Annotated in this window: 19 protein-coding genes; 11 read left to right on the top strand and 8 right to left on the bottom strand. The window is 67.8% G+C overall.

Annotation, left to right across the window (positions count from 1 at the left end; translation table 11 throughout):
- Positions 1-181: 181 nt before the first annotated feature.
- On the top strand, positions 182-1,045 hold the full coding sequence (locus tag QM693_RS35470; RefSeq protein WP_283354634.1) for an alpha/beta fold hydrolase: 864 nt from the start codon (positions 182-184) through the stop codon (positions 1,043-1,045).
- A gap of 7 nt (positions 1,046-1,052) precedes the next feature.
- On the opposite strand, the gene QM693_RS35475 is transcribed toward QM693_RS35470, so the two are convergent.
- The gene (locus QM693_RS35475) at positions 1,053-2,309 is read right to left on the bottom strand and encodes an NAD(P)/FAD-dependent oxidoreductase (protein ID WP_283354635.1); all 1,257 of its coding nucleotides are present in this window, start codon (positions 2,307-2,309) and stop codon (positions 1,053-1,055) included.
- Positions 2,310-2,394: 85 nt separating this feature from the next.
- Positions 2,395-3,558 carry a helix-turn-helix domain-containing protein gene (locus tag QM693_RS35480; protein ID WP_283354636.1) on the bottom strand — a complete coding sequence of 388 codons (1,164 nt, stop codon included), beginning with the start codon at positions 3,556-3,558 and terminating at the stop codon, positions 2,395-2,397.
- Between the two features lie 148 nt (positions 3,559-3,706).
- Between QM693_RS35480 and QM693_RS35485 the strand changes: the two genes are divergently transcribed.
- The 5 genes from QM693_RS35485 to groL all read left to right on the top strand — a co-directional run bounded on the left by QM693_RS35485 (position 3,707) and on the right by groL (position 8,973).
- Positions 3,707-4,708, top strand: a complete 1,002-nt coding sequence (locus QM693_RS35485) for a zinc-binding alcohol dehydrogenase family protein (RefSeq protein WP_280780018.1) — start codon at positions 3,707-3,709, stop codon at positions 4,706-4,708.
- Positions 4,709-4,720: 12 nt separating this feature from the next.
- Positions 4,721-5,617 carry a universal stress protein gene (locus QM693_RS35490; protein ID WP_283354637.1) on the top strand — a complete coding sequence of 299 codons (897 nt, stop codon included), beginning with the start codon at positions 4,721-4,723 and terminating at the stop codon, positions 5,615-5,617.
- An 86-nt stretch (positions 5,618-5,703) separates the two neighbouring features.
- Positions 5,704-6,483 carry an HAD-IIA family hydrolase gene (locus QM693_RS35495; protein WP_280779830.1) on the top strand — a complete coding sequence of 260 codons (780 nt, stop codon included), beginning with the start codon at positions 5,704-5,706 and terminating at the stop codon, positions 6,481-6,483.
- An 80-nt stretch (positions 6,484-6,563) separates the two neighbouring features.
- Positions 6,564-7,118: a DUF6764 family protein gene (locus QM693_RS35500; RefSeq protein ID WP_283336529.1), complete on the top strand. Its 555-nt coding sequence runs from the start codon at positions 6,564-6,566 to the stop codon at positions 7,116-7,118.
- Positions 7,119-7,347: 229 nt separating this feature from the next.
- Positions 7,348-8,973, top strand: a complete 1,626-nt coding sequence (gene groL, locus QM693_RS35505) for a chaperonin GroEL (RefSeq protein ID WP_005251801.1) — start codon at positions 7,348-7,350, stop codon at positions 8,971-8,973.
- Positions 8,974-9,190: 217 nt separating this feature from the next.
- Here groL and QM693_RS35510 read toward each other — a convergent pair whose 3' ends face one another.
- Positions 9,191-9,397 carry a PspC domain-containing protein gene (locus QM693_RS35510; RefSeq protein WP_005251806.1) on the bottom strand — a complete coding sequence of 69 codons (207 nt, stop codon included), beginning with the start codon at positions 9,395-9,397 and terminating at the stop codon, positions 9,191-9,193.
- Between the two features lie 778 nt (positions 9,398-10,175).
- On the opposite strand from QM693_RS35510, the gene QM693_RS35515 reads away from it, so the two are divergent.
- Positions 10,176-11,219, top strand: a complete 1,044-nt coding sequence (locus tag QM693_RS35515; protein ID WP_283354638.1) for an alpha/beta hydrolase — start codon at positions 10,176-10,178, stop codon at positions 11,217-11,219.
- Positions 11,220-11,292: 73 nt separating this feature from the next.
- Positions 11,293-12,126, top strand: a complete 834-nt coding sequence (locus QM693_RS35520; RefSeq protein WP_241962240.1) for an alpha/beta hydrolase family protein — start codon at positions 11,293-11,295, stop codon at positions 12,124-12,126.
- A 39-nt stretch (positions 12,127-12,165) separates the two neighbouring features.
- Here the strand turns inward: QM693_RS35520 and QM693_RS35525 are convergent, their stop codons facing one another.
- Positions 12,166-14,244, bottom strand: a complete 2,079-nt coding sequence (locus QM693_RS35525) for a prolyl oligopeptidase family serine peptidase (protein ID WP_283354648.1) — start codon at positions 14,242-14,244, stop codon at positions 12,166-12,168.
- Between the two features lie 67 nt (positions 14,245-14,311).
- Here QM693_RS35525 and lpdA point away from each other — a divergent pair, with 67 nt between their 5' ends.
- A complete protein-coding gene (gene lpdA, locus QM693_RS35530; protein WP_005251816.1) occupies positions 14,312-15,712 on the top strand; it encodes a dihydrolipoyl dehydrogenase in 1,401 nt (466 codons plus the stop codon).
- A gap of 112 nt (positions 15,713-15,824) precedes the next feature.
- Complete coding sequence (locus QM693_RS35535; RefSeq protein WP_283354639.1) at positions 15,825-16,274, top strand: DUF5709 domain-containing protein; 450 nt, start codon at positions 15,825-15,827, stop codon at positions 16,272-16,274.
- Here QM693_RS35535 and QM693_RS35540 read toward each other — a convergent pair.
- A complete protein-coding gene (locus tag QM693_RS35540; protein WP_283354640.1) occupies positions 16,267-16,677 on the bottom strand; it encodes a winged helix-turn-helix transcriptional regulator in 411 nt (136 codons plus the stop codon). The two genes, QM693_RS35535 and QM693_RS35540, sit on opposite strands and share 8 nt — an antisense overlap.
- A 123-nt stretch (positions 16,678-16,800) precedes the next feature.
- On the opposite strand from QM693_RS35540, the gene QM693_RS35545 reads away from it, so the two are divergent.
- The gene (locus tag QM693_RS35545; RefSeq protein WP_283354641.1) at positions 16,801-17,658 is read left to right on the top strand and encodes an SDR family oxidoreductase; all 858 of its coding nucleotides are present in this window, start codon (positions 16,801-16,803) and stop codon (positions 17,656-17,658) included.
- On the opposite strand, the gene atzF is transcribed toward QM693_RS35545, so the two are convergent.
- The 3 genes from atzF to QM693_RS35560 all read right to left on the bottom strand — a co-directional run bounded on the left by atzF (position 17,655) and on the right by QM693_RS35560 (position 24,582).
- Positions 17,655-19,400: an allophanate hydrolase gene (gene atzF / locus QM693_RS35550; protein ID WP_283354642.1), complete on the bottom strand. Its 1,746-nt coding sequence runs from the start codon at positions 19,398-19,400 to the stop codon at positions 17,655-17,657. The two genes, QM693_RS35545 and atzF, sit on opposite strands and share 4 nt — an antisense overlap.
- Positions 19,400-23,050, bottom strand: a complete 3,651-nt coding sequence (gene uca / locus QM693_RS35555) for an urea carboxylase (RefSeq protein WP_283354643.1) — start codon at positions 23,048-23,050, stop codon at positions 19,400-19,402. The genes atzF and uca overlap by 1 nt, the downstream gene beginning before the upstream one ends.
- A 92-nt stretch (positions 23,051-23,142) precedes the next feature.
- Positions 23,143-24,582 carry a short-chain fatty acid transporter gene (locus QM693_RS35560; protein ID WP_283354644.1) on the bottom strand — a complete coding sequence of 480 codons (1,440 nt, stop codon included), beginning with the start codon at positions 24,580-24,582 and terminating at the stop codon, positions 23,143-23,145.
- Positions 24,583-24,614: the final 32 nt, after the last annotated feature.

Below are 24,614 nucleotides of genomic sequence, written 5' to 3' on the forward strand. Positions count from 1 at the left end.
GACCGGGGGCCGATCGTCACCTCGCGCCGGAGATCGAGGCCGCGGTCATCCTCGCCTCGTCCGGCGCGCTGGTCGCGAGCGCGGAGTCGGTGGTGGGAAAGCTGGACTGACCGGGGCGCTCGACGGCCCCGTTGATGTCTCGAGGCTTGCGAACTACCGTGGAATGCAGGAGATGGTCCTCATGACTCTCGCGGAGTTCGACACACGCAGGAAGACCGTCGACACGGACCGTGGTCCGGTCAGCTACCTCGATTCCGGCACCGGCCGTGTGGCGTTCTTCATTCACGGCGTCGGGACCTCCGGCTACCTCTGGCGCAACGTGATCCGTCAGCTCGAGGGCGAAAGACGGTGCGTCGCCCTCGATCTTCCGCTGCACGGTCACACCCCCGCCGCGCCCGATCAGGACTTCACGCTGGGCGCGCTCGCCGACGTCGTCGCGGCCACGTGCGACGCCCTGGGGCTGCTCGAGGTCGACGTGGTTGCCAACGACACCGGCGGAGCGGTCGCGCAGATCTTCGCGGCCCGGCACCCCGACAGGTTGTCGTCGCTGACGTTGACGAACTGCGAAACCCATGACAACGTGCCGCCGAAGGCATTCCTTCCCGCCGTGCTGCTCGCCCGGGCGGGACTGCTCGCCCGGATTGCGCGACCGCTGGCGAGGAATGTGTCGAGGGCTCGTAAGTTGTTGTACGGCAGTGGGTATCAGAACGTGCGATCACTGCCGGAGGAAGTCGTGGCGTCGTACGTCGAGCCGCTGCTCGGCACCCACGACCGAGCGTTGCTGTTCCAGCGCTGGATCGCGTCCCTCCATCCACGCGACCTACTCGCGGTCGAACCGGACCTCGCGGCACTCGAGGTCCCCACACTCGTCGTGTGGGGCACCGGAGACATGTTCTTCCGGACGAAGTGGGCCTACTGGCTGCGCGACCTCATCCCGGGAGCACGGGAAGTCGTGGAGTTCCGGGGTGGCAAGTTGTTCTTCCCCGACGAACGTGCGCGCGAGCTGGTCGTCGAACTGCGCAGATTCTGGGCAGCCCGTTCGTGAGCCGCGCTCAGCGCAGCGGGTCGAAATGCCGCATGACGCCGGGAACCTCGCCGCCGGTCATGGAGTCGGCCATCATGCGCCCGGTGAGCGGGCCCAGGGCGATGCCCCACATTCCGTGACCGCCCGCCACGTGCACGCGGGGGGAGCGGGTGGCGCCGACGAGCGGAAGTCCGTCGGTGGTGCAGGGCCGGGATCCGACCCACTCCTCCTGACGCGATTCCCAGTCGATGCCGGTGAACATGGGCGTCGCGGCCTCGATGATCGCCCGGACCCGACGCGGGTCGAGAGGCGCGTCGGGACTGCGGAATTCCATCATCCCGGCGACACGGAAACGGTCGTGCAGCGGGGTGCACGCCACTCGCTGCGTGGGGAAGTAGATCGGGTTCTTCGGCATCTGCTCGGGCTGGACGCTGAAGCTGTAGCCGCGGCCGGCCTGCACCAGGGCGCGGACACCGAACGGGCGGGCGAGAGCATTGAGGCGTGCGCCGCTGGCGATGACGACGGCATCGGCGGCGACCGCGTCGCCGGTGGCCGAGGCCAGGCTGACCCCGGACTGTCCCCGATCCTGCACAGCGGCCACGTCGAAACCGGACCTGATGTCGCCGCCACGGGCCCGGACGGCGTCGGCGAGTGAGTGCACGAAGCGCGGCGGGTCGATGAAGCGCTGGTTGCGCAGCCTCAGACCGGAGTGCACGCCATTGCCGAGACTCGGCTCGAGAGAGTGGATCTCGTCCCTGTCGACGCGGTCGTACTCGACCTCGCCGCCTGCGGCCTCGACGTGACGGAACTCGTCGACGAGCGCTTCGCGGTCCTCGTCCGACTTGAACGCGGTGAGAAACGGGTCGGCGAGATGCGTGTGCTCCCGCACGCCGCCGTCCGCGAGTTCGTCGTAGGCGCTCAGGGAGATCCGGTTGACCTCGGCGTACACCTTCATCGCGTCCTCCCACCGGGAGGGCGTGCAGTGCCGGGCGAAGCCGACGAGGAAACGCACCAGGCGCAGATCGGTCGTGAAGGGAACGTAGACCGGCGACGACGGATTCAGCATTGCGCGCAGACCGTACTTCAACACGGCGGGCTCGGGCAGCGGCAGCGTCAATGCCGGTGCGAGCCAACCCGCGTTGCCCCAGGACGCGTCCGACGCGACACTCTCACGATCGACGACCGTGACGCGCACGCCGCGCTCCTGGAGGAACCACGCCGTGGACAATCCGACGACGCCTGCTCCGACGATCGCGACATGGTCAGGGCGCTGCACTGTGCTCATGACTCCATCATGGGTCGGCGACGGCGCCGGGGGAGTAGCCGTTCGGCCAGTCCCCGACAGTGCCCCCTGTGCAATCGGCCAGGGGTCACATGCCCCGCAGCCCCGTCAGCTTCAGATGCAACATCAGGATGAGCCGGGTGTCCGCGTCGGACAGGTCCACGTCGCACGAATCGACGCAGCGTCGCAGCCGGTTCCTCAGCGTGTTGGGGTGCACGTGCAGCGCGGCGGCCGCATCGGCGACGTCGCCGCCGTAGGCGAGGAAGGCGCGGGCCGTAGCCACGAGATCGGTCCCGTGCTGCTCGTCGTGCCGGGTGAGCGCGGCGAGTGGGGTGAGCTCGCCGAGGCCGTCGAAGATGTCTGCCACACGCAACGCCAGCACGGACGCGAGACTGTCCCGCATCGTCCCGACGACACCGCCGGACCGGGCGTGCTGCAGGACGGTGAGAACCCGGTCGGCGTCCCCTCGCGACAGGTGAGCCTGGCTGGCCGTGGTCACTTCGCGTCCGACGGCGACCACGAACGCTGCCCCGCTGCGGGCGCGACCGAGGAAATTCTCGGCGAGGCGCCGGACGTCCTTCTCCGACGCGGCGATGACCACGTAGATGACGTCGTCGAGCTGGGCGGCGACCGAATCGACCGCCAACGTGTCGAGGTACAGGCCGAGGGAAGCGAGCAAACCGGATGGCAGCGAGCGCCCGATCGCGACCGGGGCGGCCGCCGCGACGGTCAACCTTCCCTGCAGCCGGAGATCGTCGGCGGCGCGGAAGGCGGGCTCGCCGCCGTTGATCAGCGCACGCACCCGATCCACCTGCATCCGGCGCGTCACGTCCACGCGTTCGCGCTCCGCCGCGATGTGTTCGGCGACGACCGGCACCGCGGACCGCAGGATCGATTCCTGTTCCGGAGTGGGGGCGGACGTCATCGCCGCCCAAATGGACCCGACCGACCGTCCCGCGTCCCGCACCGCGATCACCGCTCGGGGAGTCATGTTCGGCATCCGCATGTCCACGTAGAAGACGTCGGTGTCGCGGTGCAGGCGCTCGAAGACACCGGCGTCCGCGAGGAGTTGCCGGTACTTCCCGGGCACCTGCCGTCCCAGAATGGTCTCGATGCGGGCTTGGTCCACGGCCTGCTCGCCGCTCGAATAGGCCAGAACCGTCGAGTTCTCGTCCTCGATCGTGATCGGCGCACCGATCAGCTCGGCCAGCGACCCCGCCACCGTGAACAGGTCTTCACCGCGCAGGTCCATGTCTGGGAGCCTAGTTGCCGGGAACGGTCCGGCCCGGTCTTCGCCGCGACACCGTGTCCTCGAGACACGGGCCTCCGGGTCCTGGCGGTGGCCACCTCACACGGGCATTGTGGGGGGTATGGCGGCGGCGCAGGGCGGAACCGGAACGATGGCCGCGTGGCGCGTGGTCGCGCCGGGCCCCGTCGCGGGCCACCCGCTGGAACTCGGACGCGAGACCGTTCCCGGGCCGGGACCGGGCGAACTTCTCGTGAAGGTGCTGGCGTGCGGAGTGTGCCGCACCGACCTGCACGTGACCGAAGGGGATCTGCCCGTGCACCGGCCCCGGGTGATTCCCGGCCACGAGGTGGTGGGGGAGGTTGCCGCACTGGGTGATTCGGTGTCGGGTTCCTTCGCTGTCGGCGACCGGGTGGGAATCGCCTGGCTGCGTCACACCTGCGGACGTTGCGCGGCCTGCCTGCGCGGCGCGGAGAACCTGTGCAGGCAGTCGCAGTACACGGGTTGGGATGCGGACGGCGGATACGCCGAATTCGCGACGGTCCCGGCCGACTACGCGCTGCACCTGCCGGAGGGCTACTCGGACACCGAACTCGCACCCCTGCTGTGCGCCGGGATCATCGGCTACCGCGCACTCGAACGTGCCGCGGTCCCCGACGGCGGCGCACTGGGCCTCTACGGGTTCGGCGGCAGCGCGCACCTCACCGCCCAGGTCGCGTCGATCCGCGGCGCCCGCGTGCACGTCATGACGCGTGGGGCGGAGGCCCGTGCGCTGGCGCAGCGACTCGGGGCGACGTCCGTGCAGGGTGTGCGCGACGTGCCGCCGGAACCCCTCGACTCCGCGATTCTGTTCGCGCCGGTGGGCGATCTGGTGCCCGTGGCTTTGGAGGCGCTCGCCGACGGCGGCACCCTCGCCGTCGCGGGGATCCACCTCACCGACATTCCCGCGCTCGAGTACCAGAGGCATCTGTTCCGGGAACGGCAGATCCGCAGCGTCACCGCCAATACCCGTTCGGATTCCGTCGAATTCCTGCGCATCGCAGCGGAACACCGGCTGAGTATCGACATCCACCCGTACCCACTCGACCGTGCCGACCGGGCCCTGCGCGACCTGGCCGGCGGAAAGTTCAGCGGTGCAGCAGTTCTCGAGCCGTAGAGGGAGAGAGATATGAGCGAACATGCAGGGGCGCCCGTGGTCGTCGGTATCGATGGTTCACGCGCCGCGCTCGACGCGGCGCGCTGGGCCGCGGGCGCGGCGGTCCGGCTCGACGCCGCACTCCTGCTCGCCCACACCTACCCGGACGAGGCCACGTTCTACAACGGCACCGCGATGATGATCGACGCCCAGTTCATCCAGGAACTGCGCGAGGACGGCAACTCGATGCTCGACGCCACCACCGCCGCCGTCCTGCAGGACCACCCCGGACTCGCCGTCGAGCGCGACGTCCGATCCGGGACGGCGGCGTCCCACCTGATCGAGTTGTCGAGGGCGGCGCGGATAGTGGCGCTCGGCGCGCAGGGCGCCGGCGCGGTCACCGACTACCTCCTCGGGTCCACGGTGCTCCGCACGGTCAACCACGCGCACAGCCCGGTCGCGGTCGTCCGGGGAGCGTCCACGACGGCATCCTCACCGGACACCCGCCCGATCGTCGTCGGCGTCGACGGCAGCCAGGTCAGCGAGAAGGCCGTCGAGGAGGCGTTCGCGCTCGCGTCCGCGTTCGGCGTCGGTCTGGACGTGGTGCACGCGTGGAGTGGCGAGAAGCAGCACGGCCTCGCCCATGCGTCGAAGTACGTGGACTGGACCGCCTACGAGGAAGGGGAGAAGGCCGTCGTGTCCGAATGCCTCGCCGGCATCCGGGACGAGTACCCGGACGTGCCGGTGAACGAGGTGACGACACAGGGGGTGTCCGCCGACGTCCTCCTGCGGCACGCGACGACGGCGCAGCTGCTGGTGGTCGGAAGCCACGGCCGGGGCAAAGTGATGGGTGCCCTGCTCGGATCCGTCAGCCAGAATCTGGTGCACCACGCACCCTGCCCCGTCCTCGTCTGCCGGGCTCGGCAGTGACACCGTCCGAGCCGGGCTCGGCAGTGACACCGTCCGAGCCGGGCTCGGCAGTGACACCGTCCGAGCCGCGCGGATAGGCTCCTGTCATGGCTGGGGTCGAGGGTGTCCTGCTCGATATCGACGGGGTGCTGGTTACTTCGTGGCATCCGATCGACGGTGCCGTCGCCGCGGTGCGGGAGGTGCGCGAGCGCGGACTCGCGTGCGCCTACCTCACCAACACGACGTCCCGGACGTGCGACGAGATCGCCGACGCCCTGCGGTCGGCGGGCATCGAGGCCGACTCCGGCGAGATCGTCACGGCGGCCCGGCTCACCGCCGAATACGTCCGGTCGACCTACCCCGGGTCGCGGGCCTGGGTCCTCAACAGCGGCGACATCACAGCCGATCTGTCCGGGATCGAACTGGACGACGAGGACCCCGAGGTGGTGATCCTCGGTGGCGCCGGGCCGGAATTCACCCACGACGCTCTGAGCCGCGTGGTCGAGCTGATGCTCGACGGCGTCCCCGTCGTCGCGATGCACCGGGGCACCACATGGGCCACCCATGACGGGCTGCGCATCGACACGGGCACCTACCTCCCCGGTATGGAGGAGGTCGCGGGGACCAACGTCGTCTCGGTGGGCAAGCCGTCGCTCGCGGCGTTCCTCACCGCCACCGATCTGATGGGCACGGAACCGGACGTGACGGTCATGGTCGGTGACGACCTGACGAATGACGTCCTGGCCGCACAGCGGGTGGGGCTGACCGGCGTGCTGGTGCGGACGGGCAAGTTCCGCCAGTCGATTCTGGACCTCGCCCCGCAGCGGCCGGACCACGTCGTCGACTCGGTCGCGCAGCTGCCGAAGCTCCTCGACGAACTCGCCTGACCGCGGTCCGGGACTAACCGGCCGTGAGCGGGTACTCTCGCGGCGAATCCTCCAATTCGTCGTTCCCAGAAGGAGCTTCCATGCTCGCTGTCTCCACGCCCGTCACCTCGACCGCCTCGGCATCTCGTACTCGTATCTCGTCTCTGTTCGGCCGACGGCTGGCACGTGTGGGAGCGGCGATGGCCGTGGGTCTGGGCGTCGCGGCGGGAATTTCGGTGGCTGGTGCAGGCGTCGCCGGTGCCGCCCCCGTCAACTGTGTCTCCCCGCCGTCGGCCAACGACGTCCAGGTGTCGGACACCGCGAGTTGCGGCGCCAAGGCGTCCGAAGCCGGCGTCGCCCACGCGATGGCCGCGGACAGCGGCACCGCGGTGAGTGTCGCCAACGGACGCAGCGGCGCCACCACGTACGCCAACGGATACGGAACGTCGCTCGGTGCGTCGACCGGCTCGGGTCAGGCCTACGCGCTCGCGCTCGGTGGCGGCATCGCTCGCTCCGGTGCGGCCGACGGCACCACCACCGTCGCGATCGCCGGCTGGGGTTCGGGCGCGACTGCCGACGCGAACGGCGTCGACTGCGTCGGTGCCCTGTCCCTCGCGTTCAACGTGAACACCGGCCAGGTCTGCGCGATGCGCTGATCGCGCGGGCTCACCGGTTCCGTCCCGACCTTGCACTCACCCTGTCCGAGTGCTAAAAATGCACTTGGCACTCACGACGCGTGAGTGCCAGGTCGGGACGGTGAGACCGGGAACCAAAGACACCCCTGGTCGTCCGTCGCGGGCACCGAACTCGGCCGAAGGCGTAAATGAGGCGACCCGACTAGCGGTCGCCTTGTGTGTCACCCCCAATCCGGAGGATCACTTCGCAATGGCCAAGATCATCGCGTTCGACGAAGAGGCCCGTCGCGGCCTCGAGCGGGGACTCAACGCCCTCGCCGACGCAGTCAAGGTGACGTTGGGCCCCAAGGGTCGCAACGTCGTGCTCGAGAAGAAGTGGGGCGCCCCCACGATCACCAACGATGGTGTTTCCATCGCCAAGGAGATCGAGCTCGAGGACCCCTACGAGAAGATCGGTGCCGAGCTGGTCAAGGAGGTCGCCAAGAAGACTGACGACGTCGCCGGCGACGGAACCACCACCGCTACCGTTCTCGCCCAGGCTCTCGTCCGTGAGGGTCTCCGCAATGTCGCTGCCGGCGCCAACCCGCTGGGTCTGAAGCGCGGCATCGAGAAGGCCGTCGAGGCCGTCACCGTGCGTCTGCTCGAGACCGCCAAGGAGATCGACACCAAGGAGCAGATCGCTGCTACCGCTGGTATCTCCGCAGGCGACCCGTCCATCGGCGAGCTCATCGCCGAGGCTATGGACAAGGTCGGCAAGGAAGGCGTCATCACGGTCGAGGAGTCCAACACCTTCGGCCTGCAGCTCGAGCTCACCGAGGGTATGCGCTTCGACAAGGGCTACATCTCGGCGTACTTCGCCACCGACCCGGAGCGTCAGGAAGCCGTCCTCGAGGACGCGTACATCCTGCTCGTGAGCTCCAAGATCTCCACGGTCAAGGACCTGCTGCCGCTGCTGGAGAAGGTTATCCAGTCCGGCAAGCCGTTGGTCATCATCGCCGAGGACGTCGAGGGCGAAGCCCTGTCCACCCTGGTGGTCAACAAGATCCGTGGCACCTTCAAGTCCGTGGCCGTCAAGGCTCCCGGCTTCGGTGACCGTCGCAAGGCTCAGCTCGCCGACATCGCCATCCTCACCGGTGGCGAGGTCATCAGCGAAGAGGTCGGCCTCTCCCTGGAGACCGCTGGACTCGAGCTGCTCGGCCAGGCACGCAAGGTCGTCATCACCAAGGACGAGACCACCATCGTCGAAGGCGCGGGAGACCCCGAGGCCATCGCCGGTCGCGTGTCGCAGATCCGCGCCGAGATCGAGAACAGCGACTCCGACTACGACCGCGAGAAGCTGCAGGAGCGCCTGGCCAAGCTGGCCGGTGGCGTTGCAGTCATCAAGGCCGGCGCTGCCACCGAGGTGGAGCTCAAGGAGCGCAAGCACCGCATCGAAGATGCCGTGCGTAACGCCAAGGCTGCCGTCGAAGAGGGCATCGTCGCCGGTGGTGGCGTGGCTCTGCTGCAGTCGGCTCCCGCGCTCGACGACCTGAAGCTCGAAGGTGACGAGGCCACCGGTGCGAACATCGTTCGCGTCGCCCTCGAAGCACCGCTGAAGCAGATCGCCTTCAACGCGGGCCTCGAGCCCGGCGTCGTTGCCGAGAAGGTTCGCAACCTGCCCGCAGGTCACGGCCTCAACGCCTCGACCAACGAGTACGGCGACCTGCTCGAAGCCGGCATCAACGACCCGGTCAAGGTCACCCGCTCCGCGCTGCAGAACGCAGCGTCCATCGCGGCTCTGTTCCTGACGACCGAGGCCGTCGTCGCCGACAAGCCGGAGAAGGCCGGAGCGCCCGTGGGCGACCCGACCGGCGGCATGGGCGGTATGGACTTCTAAAGGCGGTTACGCCTCCCGTGAGTGGTTGAGGAGTCCTCGGACTCGCCCGCCACTCACGGGCACGAAGTGCTCAAAGAGCCCGGGACACCATCTGGTGTCCCGGGCTCTTTCTTGTCGGTGACCCGCCCCTTCCCGTGTGCGCGTCGGTAGATCTCGTGTCGGCTGTGGCCGTGGAATCGTTCCACGCCCACAGTGCTTTCGGCTGCTGCCGCCTGTGTCAGTGTCCGGCCGGCATCAGCATCCAGGCGGCGAGGTAGACGAGGGCCGCGGTGCCGCCGGTGACCAGCGTGGCGACCACGGTGAGCAGTCGGACGAGGTTGACGTCCACCGAGAAGTATTCGGCGATGCCGCCGCAGACGCCTGCGAGCATCTTCTGGTTGTCGGAACGGGTGAACTGGCGGGGAGTGTTGCTGTCGAATGTCATGCGTCCATTCTGTTCGGCGGCATCTGCCGGCACATCGGGATGTTCCCCGATCTCGACCCTGGTCTTCGACCCTGAGTGCCCGCTCCAGACCGCCGGATGCCGCGCGTCGGTTCGGCGTCTCCCGTGGCGCGCCGCGCCGAAAAACTCGATATCCCACACTTCGTGTCAATTCGATGTGACAATAGAAACTTTTGCCATCGAATTGTTAATTCGAGACAAATCGATGCGCTCACCGGGGCAAAGAAGGGATGTTCGAATTCGTTCACGCCTCGTTACTCCGCGGGGGAATTCAAGGGCGGCGACAAGAAAAAGTCCGGAAACAATGCAGTGAGGTATGTTCCGTCGCTATTCGATTACGAGAACGTGGATTCGGAGATCGTATCCATCGCATATCCCTAGCTAGATAGGCATGTTCTGCAGATAATTGAGAAGTAGCCAGTACTGATTTGCGGGTTCGTCGTTAAGTCAACGATCGCAAATGTTTACCACTTTGTGCTTATTCGAGGAGAAAACTCGGGTACAAATGACGGAGCCCCTGATCGCGGGGGGAAGTTCGAAATCCACTGCGTCGAAAAGGAGTAATACTATGTCCGACAGCTTTCTGACTCTGCTCGAAGCGCTCACCACACTGATCGACTTCATCGGGTCCGTCGCGGAATAGGGACACCCCCGTTTCGACCCCACTTCTCGACGAGAGCTGGAGCCCACATGACATCATGTGGGCTCCAGCTCTCGCCTCTTCGGAGTCGGGCAGGTGACGTCGCAGCGAAGGAGAACGATGGTCAACCGCACTGCAGCGGGTAGATACGGGGTGCGGCTTGCGCTCGCGGTCGCCCTCACGGCGGCGATTCCGTGCCTCGGAGTCCAGGCATCCGCTTCCGCCGATCCGACCGGAGACGCCACTGTCGCGGACGGTGGTTCCCACCTGGTGAGCACCGACGAGATCGACGACCGGCAGTTGACCATGCAGGTGTACTCGGCCTCCATGGACCGGGAGATTCCGCTGCGAGTCATCACCCCCGCGGACACGAGCGAGCCGAGGCCCACGCTGTACCTGCTCAACGGGGCGGGCGGCGGCGAGGACTCCGCCACGTGGCAGGCCAGGACCGATGTCGTCGATTTCTTCGCCGACAAGAACGTCAACGTGGTCACGCCCATGGAGGGCGCGTTCAGTTACTACACGGACTGGGAGCAGACCGACCCGGAACTGGGCAACAACAAGTGGACGACGTTCCTCACGCAGGAACTTCCGCCGATCGTCGACTCCGCGCTCGGCACCAACGGCGTCAACTCGATCGCCGGTATATCGATGGCGGGTAGTTCGGTGCTGAGCCTGGCACAGTCGGCTCCCGACCTGTACGAGAGCGTCGGCGCCTACAGCGGCTGCGCGATGACCAGCACGGACCCCGGCCGCACGTACGTCCAGCTGGTCGTCGAGGGCCGCGGCGGCGGCGACACCTCCAACATGTGGGGGCCGGAAGACGGCCCCGGCTGGACGGCCAACGACCCGTACGTCAACGCGGAGAAGCTGCGCGGACTCGACATCTACGTCAGCAACGGATCCGGACTGCCCGGACCCGGCGACCAGCTGAACGGACCCGGGATCAACGGCGACGTCGGAACGCTCGCCAACCAGATCCTCCTCGGCGGCGCCATCGAGGCGGCCACCAACCAGTGCACCCACGCCCTCGCGGACAAGCTGAACGAACTGCAGATTCCCGCAACGTTCGACTTCCGGCCCGTCGGCACGCATTCGTGGTCCTACTGGGAAGAAGACCTGCACAAGTCGTGGCCGATGCTCGCTGCGTCGATCGGCCTGTAAACACCGGTCTCGGATGAGACTCGACCCCCGCAGATCCCGGATCTGCGGGGGTCGAGCCGTCTAGTCTGACGACGTGGAGACAGTACCGATCCAGATGCCCGACGGAACCACCACTCCGGTACGCCTGTTTCCCGGCCCGGACGAGGCCCCCGTCATCGTGGTGTTTCCCGGCCTGGGAATTCCCGCCGGCTACTACGAACCCTTCGCCGAGGAGCTCGTGTCCCGAGGGTTCAACGCGGCGATCGGCGAGCTTCGCGGGCAGGGCGACAGCCGTCCCCGTCCGAGCAGCGCCAGCACGTACGGCTACCACGAACTGGTGGCCCTGGACTTTCCCGCGATCTTCGAGGTGGTGCGGGAGCGTTTTCCCGCCGCGACGCCCTTCCTGCTGGGGCACAGCATGGGGGGTCAGCTCGGTGTGATGTACGCGGCCCGGATCCGCGGCCGGCTCGGCGGGATCGTGCTCGTCGCGTCCGGGTCGCCGTATCACCGGGGATTCCCCGGGATACACGCCCCGCGGATGCTGGTGGGCGCCGCGGCGATGTCGATGACGGCCAATCTGGCGGGGTTCTGGCCCGGCGACAAACTCGACATCGGCGGGTTCGGGCGGCAGTCGAAGGCGCTGATCACCGACTGGTCGCGATTCGCCCGCACCGGCAGGATCGAACCGGACGGCGCCGACATCGACTACGAGGAACGCATCGCCCGGCTGAAATTGCCGGTGCTGTCCGTGACCGTCGAGGGAGACGATCTGGCGCCGGAGTCCTCGGCGAAAAACCTCCTCGCGAAACTCCCCAACGCCGACGTCACGCTGTGGCACCAGCCGAAGCCGCTGGGCCACAACGGCTGGATCCGCGACCCGGCCGGCACCGTCGACCGGATCGTCGAGTGGATCCACGACCACACCTGACCCGTGAGTACTTATTAACCGCCCGCGGTTAATAAGTACTCACGGGCGGGTGAGCTGCTCCCACAGGAACGTGAACGTGAGCGCCGATTTGAATGCGGCCTGTGCGTTGTCCGCGGCCCCGCCGTGCCCGCCCTCGATGTTCTCGTAATACCAGACCTCGTGGCCCTGCTCCTCGAGCAGTGCCGTCATCTTGCGGGCGTGGCCGGGGTGGACGCGGTCGTCGCGGGTGGACGTGGTGACGAGGATCGGCGGGTAGTCCGCGGTCGCGTCGGTGTTCTGATACGGCGAGTACTCGCTGATGAACTTCCAGTCGTCCGGGTTGTCCGGATCGCCGTACTCGGCCATCCACGACGCTCCGGCGAGCAGCAGGTGGTACCGCTTCATGTCGAGGAGCGGAACCTGGCACACGATCGCCCCGAACAGTTCCGGGTAGCGGGTGAGCATGACACCCATGAGGAGCCCGCCGTTGCTGCCGCCCTGGATCCCGAGCTGCTTCGACGTCGTGATGCCCCGGGCCACGAGATCGCGAGCGACCGCGGCGAAGTCCTCGAACGCCTTGTGGCGACCCTCCCGCACCGCCTGGGTGTGCCACGACGGGCCGTACTCGCCGCCGCCGCGGATGTTCGCCACCACGTACGCGCCACCGCGTTCGAGCCACGCGAACCCGACCGAACCGCTGTAGCCCGGGACCATCGAATTCTCGAAGCCGCCGTATCCGTACAGCATGGTGGGGCAGGGTCCGGTGACGTCGTCACGGCGCACTACGAAGTAGGGGATCTCGGTTCCGTCGTCGGACACCGCGAAGTGCTGCGCCACCGACATGCCGTCCGCGTCGAAGAACGACGGCGCCTGCTTGACGGGTTCGAGCGGTCCGCCGACCGTGCCGTACAGCAGTGTGGCCGGTGTCGTGAATCCGCTGGAGTTGACGAAGAAGCTGTCGCTGTTGCGGGGGTCGGTGCTGATGATCCCGCTCGCCGTGAGGTCCGGTACGCCGTCGAGAGGCTTCTCCTCCCACCCAGTGTCGTTCGGTGTGAGCACCGACAGCTTGGTCTGAACGTCCGACAGTCGCACGAGGAGGAGGTGGTTCCGGGTCCACGTTCCCTGCTCGAGGGACGTGTGCTCGTCCGGGGTGAACAGTGGCGTCAGCTCGCGTGACCCGGCGAGGAAGTCGGCGTAGTTCGCGGCGAGCAGCGACCCGGCCGGGTAGACGGTGCCGTCCACGTCCCAGTCGGTGCGCGGACGGATGGTCAGCCAGTCGCGGTACACGGACGAGCCCGCGTCGTCGGGTGTGTCGATCCGGACCTTCGAGCCGTCCGGGAGCAGCTGGTAGCGCTCGGAATTGTAGAAGTCCATGGACCGGCCGACGAAGTGCCGCTCGTATCCGGGTGTGTCGTCGTACGAGGCGCCGACGGACACGTCGGTGGTCTCGCCCTCGAAGACGGTGACCGCCTCGGTGAGCGGGGTGCCGCGATGCCAGCGCTTCGCGATTCTCGGGTAGCCGGAATCGGTCATCGAGCCTTCGCCGAAGTCGGTCCCGACGTACACGGTGTCCGTGTCGATCCAGCTGATGCTGGTCTTCGCCTCGGGGACGTCGAATGCGTGGTCGCCGCCGACGAACTCGCGCTTCTCGATGTCGAATTCGCGCACCACGGACGCGTCGGCGCCACCACGCGAGAACGACAGCAGGGCACGCGACTGCTCGGGTCGCAGCACGCTGGCCCCGGCCCACACCCAGTTCTCGCCCTCCCGTTCGGCGAGGGCGTCGACGTCGAGCAGGACGTCCCACTCGGGGTTCTCGGTGCGGTACTGCTCGAGCGTGGTGCGCCGCCAGATGCCGCGCTTGTGGTCGCCGTCGCGCCAGAAGTTGTACAGGTACTCGCCGCGCATGCCGGCGTAGGGGATCCGGTCGTCCGTGTCGAGCACGTCCAGGATCCGGCTCTCGAGCGCGGAGAACTCGGCGGTCTCGGTGTACTCGGCGAGAGTGCGGGCGTTGCGCTCCCGCACCCAGTCGAGTGACCGGTCCGCGGTGACATCTTCGAGCCAGAGGAAGGGATCCGTCATGGCGCCATTCTTGCAGGCGGTGTCGTGCCTGGTCGCGGCGGCAAAGGTGTGACGGATGAGGCTACTCGCGGGTAATACGACCGCGTGGAGACAGCGATTCCGGACGGGACTACCCTGAACAACCGTGACCTCACACTATGACGTCGTTGTCCTCGGAGCCGGTCCCGGTGGGTACGTCGCTGCTATCCGCGCGGCACAGCTGGGATTGAGCACCGCCATCATCGAGCAGAAGTACTGGGGCGGTGTGTGCCTGAACGTCGGCTGCATCCCCTCCAAGGCACTTCTCCGCAATGCCGAACTTGCGCATCTCTTCACAAAAGAGGCCAAGACGTTCGGCATCTCGGGAGAGGCGTCCTTCGATTTCGGCGCCGCCTACGACCGCAGCCGCAAGGTCGCGGACGGGCGTGTCAAGGGCGTTCACTTCTTGATGAAGAAGAACAAGATCACCGAGTACGACGGCAAGGGGTCGTTCACCGACGCCAACACCCTCTCGGTCGAGCTGTCCAAGGGCGGGACGGAGACGGTGACGTTCGACAACGCCATCATCGCCACCGGTTCCACCACCAAGCTGCTGCCGGGCACCTCGCTCAGCGAGAACGTGGTCACCTACGAGGAGCAGATCCTCACCCGCGATCTCCCGGAGTCGATCCTCATCGTCGGTGCCGGCGCGATCGGCATGGAGTTCGGGTACGTCCTGAAGAACTACGGAGTGGACGTCACGATCGTCGAGTTCCTCGACCGTGCGCTGCCCAACGAGGACGCGGACGTCTCCAAGGAGATCGAGAAGCAGTACAAGAAGCTCGGTGTCACGATCAAGACCGGTGCCGCCGTCCAGAGCATCGACGACGACGGCAGCAAGGTCACCGTCTCGATCAAGAACAACAAGTCCGGCGACATCGAGACCGTCGTGGTCGACAAGGTGATGCAGTCGGTCGGATTCGCGCCCCGCGTGGAGGGCTTCGGCCTCGAGAAGACCGGCGTGCAGCTCGATCGTGGTGCGATCGGCATCACCGACACGATGCAGACGTCGGTGCCGCACATCTACGCCATCGGTGACGTCACGATGAAGCTGCAGCTGGCGCATGTCGCCGAGGCGCAGGGCGTCGTGGCCGCCGAGACGATCGCCGGCGTCGAGACGCTGCCGATCGAGGACTACCGGATGATGCCGCGGGCCACGTTCTGCCAGCCGCAGGTCGCGAGCTTCGGTCTGACCGAGCAGCAGGCCAAGGACGAGGGGTACGACGTGAAGGTCGCGACGTTCCCGTTCACCGCCAACGGCAAGGCGCACGGCCTCGGTGACCCGACCGGTTTCGTCAAGCTGATCGCCGACAAGAAGTACGGCGAACTGCTCGGCGGACACCTCATCGGCCCCGACGTCTCCGAGCTGCTGCCCGAGCTGACCCTCGCGCAGAAGTGGGACCTCACGGTCAACGAGCTGGCCCGCAACGTGCACACGCACCCGACGCTCAGCGAAGCCCTGCAGGAGGCCATCCACGGTCTCGCCGGGCACATGATCAACTTCTGACCCGAACACCGAGAGGGCCCGCACAGTCTCTGTGCGGGCCCTTCTCGTTTCTCACCGGGTTGCTTCCGCGATCCGATGGCGAAGTGTCCGTTCCGGTGGCATCGTGGGGAAGATGACCATGCCGGACAGCACGCCAGAAGGATCCGAGGGCGAGTACAGCCTGGACGAAGAGGACCAGTTGCAGCCGGAAGACACGTTGGTCGACCGAGGTGTGGACGACGTTCTCGACGAGGGCTATTCGCCTCCGGAGAGGCCGCTCGGGCTCGACGCGTACGGGACGACGGCCGCCGAGCAGCGCGAGGGTGAGACCCTCGATCAGCGGCTCGCGGAGGAGGAGCCGGACCCGGCTCTGGAAGACGACGACAACGCGGAGATCCTCGACGACAACGAGGTCGGGCGGCTGCGGTCGGGCCGGCTCGTCGCGGAGGACGAGGGTGTGGGCGAGGACGAGGAGAAGGACCTCGTGGCGTCCGACATCGGCATCGACGGGGGAGCGGCGTCGGCCGAAGAGGCCGCGGTCCACATCGTCGACGAGGACACCGAACTCGACGAACTCAGCTGACGCCGCGTCCGGCGTCGTACTTCTCCTGTGCTGCCTGAACGTCGGGGACGCGCGATTCGACCAGTTCGATCAGGCCGATGAGGCGTGAACCGACCTCGGCGCCGAGCGGTGTCAGGCTGTATTCGACCTTGGGCGGAATGGCCTCGAGCACCTCGCGAACGACGAGGCCGTCTCGTTCGAGGGCCTGCAACGTCTGCGACAGCATGCGCTCGCTGACGCCGTCGACGCGTCGGCGGAGTGCGCTGAATCGGTAGTTCCCCTCGGTCAGCGCCGCGAGTGCGAGCACCCCCCAGCGACCGGTGATGGTCTGCAGGGTCTCGCGCGACGCGCAGTTGCGTGCAAAGACGTCGGCCTCGAGGGTGAGGTCCTCGGCTTCCTGTGCTGGCTGTGCGAGCTCGGACATGCGTCCAGCCTACCCCACATGAAGGAAGTGCTTACTGAAAAATTTGCACTTACGAAAAATTAGTGCATGATGGAAAGTGAGCTTGAAAAGTCAACTCGCCCCCTCATGCGCTAGGAGTTCGTCATGACCATCGCCGTCACAGGAGCAACCGGACACCTCGGTCGACTCGTCGTCGAGGCACTGCTCGACAAGGGCACCCCCGCGGGCGACATCGTCGCCGTCGTCCGCACCCCGGCCAAGGCCGCGGACCTCGCCGACAAGGGCGTGGAGATCAGGCAGGCGGAGTACGGTGATCGCGCCGCACTCGAGTCGGCCTTCGCCGGCGTCGACAAGCTGCTGCTCGTCTCCGGCAGCGAGGTCGGTCAGCGGGTTGCCCAGCACACCAACGTCATCGACGCCGCGAAGACCGCCGGGGTCGGATTCGTCGCGTACACCAGCGTCCTCGACGCGCAGAACAGCCCGATCGGATTGGCCGTCGAACACCGCGCCACGGAGGACCGGCTGACGCAGTCCGGAATCGACTTCGCGCTGCTCCGCAACGGCTGGTACTGGGAGAACTACCTCGGCAGCATTCCCGCCGCGGCCGAGACCGGTGCGCTGTTCGGCAGTGCCGGAACGGGTGTCGTCGCCGCTGCCGCCCGCAAGGACTACGCCGAGGCCGCCGCCGCGGTCCTGCTCGCCGACGGGCAGGCAGGCAAGGTGTACGAGCTCGGTGGCGACGAGCGCCTGACGTACAGCGAACTGGCGGAGGTCATCTCCTCCGTCCTCGGAAAGTCGGTGTCGTACAAGGATCTTCCACAGGCCGAGTACGCCGCGGTGCTCGAGGGGGCCGGACTGCCCGCACCGATCGCGAGCATGCTCGCCGACTCCGATGCGGGAGTCGCGGTCGGCGCCCTCGACACCGAGAGCGGCGACCTGCAGAAGCTGATCGGGCGCAACTCGACTCGCGCCGCCGCCGTCCTTGCCGTGAGTACTTATTAACCGCGGGCGGTTAACAAGTACTCACGGGTGTAGGCAACCCAACTGCCGAACTCGGTGATATCCGTGGCCCCGTCGACCGCGTCGTGGGTGCAACTGAAGCCGACCACGGCGCGGCCGTCGGACAATTCGACGCTCGTCAGCGCCATCGGGGCGGGCAGTGCGGCGAGGAAGGCGCCCAGCCCGGCGGGCGACACCCGGAACAGTTCCCCGGCGATCGCCGCCCCCGCGCCGGGGCCGCGACGGACGAGGCCGGGCTTGGGCGGTGTCGTGGCGAGCGCGGTGAGCCGGTAGGCGTCCGTGGTGGTGATGGTGTCCACGAACCGTGCGCCGATGTCCTCGAGCTGGAAATGCAGGGGCTGTCCGCGCAGGTGGGCTCCGAACACGGCGAGTTCGACACCGTCCGCGACGAGGGTGGGCGCCGGTGCACCGACGAGACGGGCCGCGAGGTCCACGGCCACCTGGTCGGCGAACGCAGGCACCACGAACATGACACCGAACGGGTCGCCGGTGGCGGTCGGGGCGCCCGGGACCGCGACGGCGGCCATATCGAGCAGGTTGCAGAAGTTCGTGTAGGTGCCCATCCGCCGGTTGATGTCGATCGGATCGGCTTGTACGGCAGCGATGGTCGGGTGTTCGGTGGTGGTGGGCAGCAGGAGGCCGTCGAAACCGGCCAGCAGTTCCCGCGTCTGCGCCTTGACGCGGGTGAGCGTGTCGAGGTCGGCGGCGAACTCGTGGCCCGCCGGCTTCCTCGCCGACTCGACGATGGCTGTGACCACCGGATCGGCACCCGCCGGTGCGGTGTCGAGGAATTTCCCGACAGCGGTGTACCGCTCGGCGACGACGGCGCCGTCGTACAGCAGGCGGGCGGCGTCGAGGAGCGGGGAGATGTCGATCGCCTCGACGGAGAAACCTCGGTCCGCCAACGACCCCACCGTGGCGACGAATGCCGCACGGTACTCCGGTGTCAGCAGGTCGAGATTCTGTTCCGCGGGAATCGCGACCCTCGGCTGCGCGGGCGCCGCCAGGCGGACGTCGGACGGCCACGCGCGGCTTCGCGGGTCCGCGCTCGCCGGGCCCGACATGATGCGGGCGGCGGTCACGGCCGTGTCGAGTTCGGTGGCGAAGACGGTGACGCAGTCGTAGTCGACGCAGGCGGGAACGACGCCGTCGGCGGGGATGACGCCGAGTGTCGCCTTGATGCCGACGAGACCGTTGAACGCGGCCGGGACCCGCCCGGAACCTGCCGTGTCGGTGCCGATTCCGATGTCGGCGATGCCGAGGGCGACGGCGACGGCGGAACCGGAGCTGGATCCGCCCGACACCCGGTCGGGGTCCCACGAGCACCGGACGGCGCCGTACGGACTGCGTGTCCCGACCAGCCCGGTCGCGAACTGGTCGAGGTTCGTCTTCCCCAGCACCACAGCGCCCTGCTCGACGAGGCGGCGCACAGCGCTCGCGGTGACGTCGGGGAGGTAGGCGAACTCGGGGCACGCTGCCGACGTCGGCAGTCCCGCGACGTCGATGTTGTCCTTGACTGCCACAACCTTCCCGGCCAGGGGGAGGTTTTCGCCGGCGTCGAGACGGGCCTGCACGGCAAGGGCATCGGCGTGCACGTCCTCGGCGGGCCGGAGGGTGATCCACACTTCCGGACGGTCCACCTCGGCGATCCGCCGGAAGGCATCCTCGACACGGGCGATGGGGGAGAGGGTGGTCTGTCCGCGGTTCACGGCATCGACAGTCATCAGTTTTCTGCTCCAATCACGACGAGAGGGGTGCCCGGTTCGACGATCGCGCCCGGTGACACGAGGACTTCGAGGACTGTTCCGGACGTGGTGAACGCAACCGGCATCTCGAGTTTCATCGCCTCGAGTACCACGGCGTTCTGGCCCGGTTCGATGCGTTGCCCGGCCTCGACTTCGACACGCCACACGCTGCCGACCATGGGAGCCTCGACGACGACAGCCCCGGGCGGAACGTCGACCCGTGCCGACGGTTCGGGTGCGGGCGCCTGCTCGACGCGGTCGAATTCGCCCGACGCGCGCCACGCGGACTTCTCCGCCTCGAACGCCGCGGACTGCCGGGAGTCGAACTCGGCGATGGATTCGGCGTTGTCCCGCAGGAACTTCAGGTGGTCGGCGAACGCGAACGTGCCGTCGGAGATCTCGGCGTCGAACCGCCCCGCGACGGCCTGCTCGCGGTATTCGCGCAGCTGCTCCGGGGTGACGGGTTCCCACACGATGCGGTCGAAGAACCGGAACATCCACGGTGTGCCCTCGTCGAAGGGGCGGTGCTGCCGGTAGCCGGACCAGATCGGGACGGTGCGCCCGATCAACTGGTAACCGCCGGGCGACTCCATGCCGTAGACGCACAGGTACTTGCCGCCGATCCCGACCGCGTCGGACGGCGTCCACGTGCGCGCCGGGTTGTATTTGGTGGTGACCAGGCGGTGCCGCGGGTCGAGGGGCACGGCCAGTGGTGCGCCGAGGTAGACGTCGCCGAGCCCCAGCACCAGGTATTCGGCGTCGAACACGGCGTAACGCACGTCGTCGACGCTGTCCAAACCGTTGATGCGCCGGATGAACTCCGTGTTCGACGGCAGCCACGGCGCCTCGTCGCGGACACCGTTGCGGTACCGGTCGATGGCCTCGGCGATGGACGGGTCGTCGAACGACAGCGGCAACCGGACCGTGCGACTCGGCACCACCAGATCGTGTGTCGCGGGCAGCAGTTCCTCGATGTCCTGGAGGATGTCCAGCAAGCGACCGGCGGGAAGTTCGTCGGCGTCGAAATGCAGGTGCAGGGAGCGCACACCTGGAGTGATGTCGATGATGCCCGGGACCCGACGCCGGATCAGAGCTTCCGACAGCGCGTGGACGCGCATGCGGAGTCCGAGGTCGAGTTCCCGGTCCCCGTACTCGACGAGGACGTTGTCGTCGCCGCCGCGGAGGTACGCGACCTCGGGACGGTCCAGTACGGGCGGGATGCGGCGCAGGACCCCGCCGTCGCTGTTCGCCGAGCGGGTTGCCGTGGGCGGAAGATCCAGTCTGCGAGACGAATCCGACGACCGCAGCACGTGCGCACCGTCGTCGGAGACGGCGACGAACCGCACTTTGTCGCCGGGCCTGATCTGCCCGAGTTTCCACCGGTGCGCCTTCACCACGGTGAGGGGACACGCGAAGCCGCCGAGGCTCGGTCCGTCGGGGCCGAGCAGGATCGGGGTGTCGCCGGAGACGTTGAGCGCTCCGACGCTGTACGGGTTGTCGTGCAGGTTCGACGGGTGCAGCCCGGCGTCGCCGCCGTCGGTCCTCGACCAGACCGGCTTGGGGCCGTCGAGTCGGAGGCCGGTCCGGTTCGCGTGGGTCTGGACCTTCCAGGTCGTGTCGTAGAACTGCGCCATGTCGGAGTCGGTGAAGTAGGCGGGCGCCGGCTGCGGTCCCTCGGTGACGGCGAGATGCCACACGTGCGTGAACTCGGGACGCGAGTCCTCCGGGACGGGATGCGGTGCGCCGAGACCCGTGGTGTTCTCGAACAGCGAGTCGTCGAAGAGTCCCAGCACGTCACCGGTGGTGACGGCCTTGCCGGTGATGCCGCCGAACCCGCCGAGCGTGAACGTGGACGCGCTGCCGTGGTACAGCGGAGCGTCGATGCCGCCCCGGAACGCGACGTACGTGCGCAGGCCGGTGTCCGCCGGAGTGCCGACGTCGAGGACCGACCCGGCCGGCGCTTCCACCGGTTCCCACAAGGGGATCGGTTCGCCGTCGAGAGTGACCGGGGTGTCGGCACCGCCCACACAGATCACGGTGGCGTCCGAGAACACGAGGCGCGGCCCCTGCAGGGTGCATTCGAGACCCGGCGCGCCGACCGGATTGCCGACCGCGGTGTTGACCAACTGGAACGACAGGTCGTCCATCGGTCCCGACGGCGAAATACCGACCTCCCACAGTCCGATTCGGCCGGGGTGATCCTGCACGGTGGTCATCGTCCCGGCGCGGAGCACGTCGACGCGTCGGCCGGTCGGCCGCAGATCGGCCAGCGACTGCGTGGTGTGCTCGCCGCCCAGCACCGTGTCGGCGACGCAGATCCGCCGCAGCTGGGGCAGGTTCGTCTGGACCCCGTAAATGTGCGTGTCGGCGAGTGCCTCCGCGAGGGCGGCGAACGCCGCCGTGCGCCGGTGCCCGCGGGTGATCACCTTCGCCAGCATCGGGTCGTAGTAGGCACTCACCTCGGTGCCCGTCTCGACCCACGTCTCGACCCGCGTGTGAGCCGGGAACTCGACCCCGGTGAGTCGTCCGGCGCTGGGACGGTAATCGTGGCCGGGGTCCTCGGCGTAGATGCGGGCCTCGACGGCGGTTCCCCTGATCTCGGGTCCGGAGTCGGGCAGCCCATCGAGCATGGAACCGTCCCCGCGGGCGAGCCTCAGCATCCACTCGACGAGGTCCACCCCGGTGACTTCCTCGGTCACCGGGTGTTCGACCTGCAGTCGCGTGTTCATCTCGAGGAACGACGCCTCACCGCGGTCCACGTCGTAGACGAACTCGACGGTTCCCGCGGACCGGTAGTTCACCGACGACGCGAGACTGCGGGACGAGCTGAGCAGTTGTTCCACCACGTCGTCGGAGAGTCCGGGCGCCGGGGCCTCCTCGACCACCTTCTGGTTGCGGCGCTGTAGCGAGCAGTCGCGGGTGCCGAGGCTCAGCGTGCGGCCGAGTCCGTCGCCGAACACCTGCACCTCGATGTGGCGGGCGCGGGCGACGAAGCGTTCGAGGAACACCCCGGACGAGGAGAAGTTGGCCTGGGCGAGGCGCTGGACGCGGTCGTAGGCCTCGCGGAGTTCGGCGGCGTCGAAGCACGCCTGCATCCCGATGCCGCCGCCGCCACCGACGGCTTTGATCATCACCGGATAGCCGACGTCGGAGGCCGCGGACAGGGCGGCGTCGACGGAGTCCAGGAGCCCGCTGCCCGCGACGAGCGGGACGCCGACGGCGCGGGCGGCCTCGCGCGCCGTGTGCTTGTTCCCGAACGTGCGGAGCTGTTCGGGGGTGGGGCCGACGAACGCGATCCCGGCGGATTCGACCGCCGCGGCGAACGTGTCGTTCTCCGAGAGGAAGCCGTATCCGGGATGAATCGCGCCCGCGCCTGTCGCCAGCGCGGCTTCGACGACGGCGTCAGCCCGCAGATACGACTCGGGGGCGGGAGCCGGGCCCAGCCGGACGGCGACGTCGGCCATCTCGACGTGCGCGGCCGCCGAATCGGCGTCCGAGTACACCGCGACCGTCTTCAGTCCGAGGATGTGCGCGGATCGCATGATGCGGCAGGCGATTTCGCCCCGGTTCGCGACGAGCAGAGTGTCGACGGAGTACTCGATCGGCGGCGTATTCATCCCTGTGGACATGGTTGTATACGCTAAGGACGGGGTGTTTCACCGAGATTTCTCGAGGTAAAGCGTGGGTTAGTAAGACCTCTCACGGGCCGCGCGAACCGGGGTCACGGCGAGGAGGGCTGCACCGGGGGTACGAACTCGAATGTCGTCCCGAGCAGCCACACCAGGAGCAGGACCACCGGCAGGTGGAACATGAACTGCAGGAACGTGAATCCCACCAGGTCGCGCGCCTTGAGTCCCAGCACCGCGAGGAGGGGCAGCATGAAGAACGGGTTGATCAGGTTCGGCAGGGCCTCGGCGACGTTGTACACCTGGACCGTCCAGCCCAGGTTCATCCCGACGTCGGTGGCCGACTGCATGACGTAGGGCGCCTCGACCAGCCATTTTCCGCCTCCGGACGGCACGAAGAGGCCCAGCACGACCGTGTAGAGGGCGATGACGACGGTGAAGCCGCCGCCGCTGCCGATGTTCGTGAAGAAATCGGCCAAGTGCTCGGAGATGGTGAGGCCGTTTCTGCCCTCGGCCTTCGTCAGGATCGCGGCCATCGCGGCGTACAGCGGGAACTGGACCAGGATGCCTGCGGTGGCGGGGACGGCCAGCGCGACGGCTTGCAGGAACTTGCGCGGCGTCCCGTGCAGCACCAGCCCCAGCATGAGGAAGACCAGCAGGTAGGCGTTCAGGCTGCTGACGACGGTGAGCACGGGTTTGGTCACCAGCTGGGAGATCAGCCACCCCAACGTCATCAGACCGGCCAGCGCCGGCAGGATCCGGCTGTATTCGAGCCACTCTCCCGGTCGCGATCGGGGTGCCACCACCTTCGGCCGGTCGTCGAGATCGACCTCCAGATCCTCGGCGGTGGTGACGGCCGCACCCCTCGGCGCGGAGAAGTGGGCGATGACCACGGTCAGGGCGATGATGATGACGCACATCAGCAGCGACTGCCAGGTGAAGATCGTGGTCCCGAAGTCGAGGACGCCGGTGATCTCCAGCAGCGCGGGCGGCAGGGACGCGGCGGTGGCCTGGAGCTGCGCGGCGGACGAGGACATGCCGAGCGCCCACACGGCGCCCAGACCCATGAAGGCCGCCGCGCCGAGCGCGCGGTAATCCACTCTCAGGTCGGATCGGCGGGCGATCGCCCGGGCGAGCAGCCCGCCGAACACCAGACTGAGCCCCCAGTTCAGGAAGGAGACCGACATGGACAGCAATGCGACGAAACTGACTGCGGTGCGCCCCGACTGAGGCACCATGGCCAGACGATCGATCAGCCGGGCGACCGGCGGGGACGTGGCGACGACGTATCCGGTCAGCACCACCATCGCCATCTGCAGGGTGAACGCCGTCAGATCCCAGAAACCGTCACCGAACGCGTCCACGACCGTCTGCGGAGACGAACCGTTGGCCAATGCGGCCACCGAGACGACGAAGACGCCGACGAGCGCGAAGACGTAGGCGTCCGGAAACCATTTTTCCGTCCAGCCGGCCAGCGACTGCGCGACCCGCGCCAGTCCCTTCTCGGAACGGACTTCTTCGGTAGCGGATGTCATGCGGCCGTTCCTCTTCTCTACGCGATGTGGAA

Origin of the sequence: Rhodococcus sp. IEGM 1305 (assembly GCF_030058635.1) — a bacterium.
Taxonomy (GTDB): domain Bacteria; phylum Actinomycetota; class Actinomycetes; order Mycobacteriales; family Mycobacteriaceae; genus Rhodococcus_F; species Rhodococcus_F opacus_D.

Coding starts and splice junctions, on each gene's coding strand:
- QM693_RS35515 (WP_283354638.1), top strand. CDS start 10,176: ATGGTCAACCGCACTGCAGCGGGTAGATACGGGGTGCGGCTTGCGCTC.
- QM693_RS35470 (WP_283354634.1), top strand. CDS start 182: ATGACTCTCGCGGAGTTCGACACACGCAGGAAGACCGTCGACACGGAC.
- atzF (WP_283354642.1), bottom strand. CDS start 19,400: ATGACTGTCGATGCCGTGAACCGCGGACAGACCACCCTCTCCCCCATC.
- QM693_RS35480 (WP_283354636.1), bottom strand. CDS start 3,558: ATGGACCTGCGCGGTGAAGACCTGTTCACGGTGGCGGGGTCGCTGGCC.
- groL (WP_005251801.1), top strand. CDS start 7,348: ATGGCCAAGATCATCGCGTTCGACGAAGAGGCCCGTCGCGGCCTCGAG.
- QM693_RS35545 (WP_283354641.1), top strand. CDS start 16,801: ATGACCATCGCCGTCACAGGAGCAACCGGACACCTCGGTCGACTCGTC.
- QM693_RS35560 (WP_283354644.1), bottom strand. CDS start 24,582: ATGACATCCGCTACCGAAGAAGTCCGTTCCGAGAAGGGACTGGCGCGG.
- QM693_RS35475 (WP_283354635.1), bottom strand. CDS start 2,309: ATGAGCACAGTGCAGCGCCCTGACCATGTCGCGATCGTCGGAGCAGGC.
- QM693_RS35490 (WP_283354637.1), top strand. CDS start 4,721: ATGAGCGAACATGCAGGGGCGCCCGTGGTCGTCGGTATCGATGGTTCA.
- uca (WP_283354643.1), bottom strand. CDS start 23,050: ATGTCCACAGGGATGAATACGCCGCCGATCGAGTACTCCGTCGACACT.
- QM693_RS35495 (WP_280779830.1), top strand. CDS start 5,704: ATGGCTGGGGTCGAGGGTGTCCTGCTCGATATCGACGGGGTGCTGGTT.
- QM693_RS35500 (WP_283336529.1), top strand. CDS start 6,564: ATGCTCGCTGTCTCCACGCCCGTCACCTCGACCGCCTCGGCATCTCGT.
- QM693_RS35540 (WP_283354640.1), bottom strand. CDS start 16,677: ATGTCCGAGCTCGCACAGCCAGCACAGGAAGCCGAGGACCTCACCCTC.
- QM693_RS35510 (WP_005251806.1), bottom strand. CDS start 9,397: ATGACATTCGACAGCAACACTCCCCGCCAGTTCACCCGTTCCGACAAC.
- QM693_RS35485 (WP_280780018.1), top strand. CDS start 3,707: ATGGCCGCGTGGCGCGTGGTCGCGCCGGGCCCCGTCGCGGGCCACCCG.
- QM693_RS35535 (WP_283354639.1), top strand. CDS start 15,825: ATGACCATGCCGGACAGCACGCCAGAAGGATCCGAGGGCGAGTACAGC.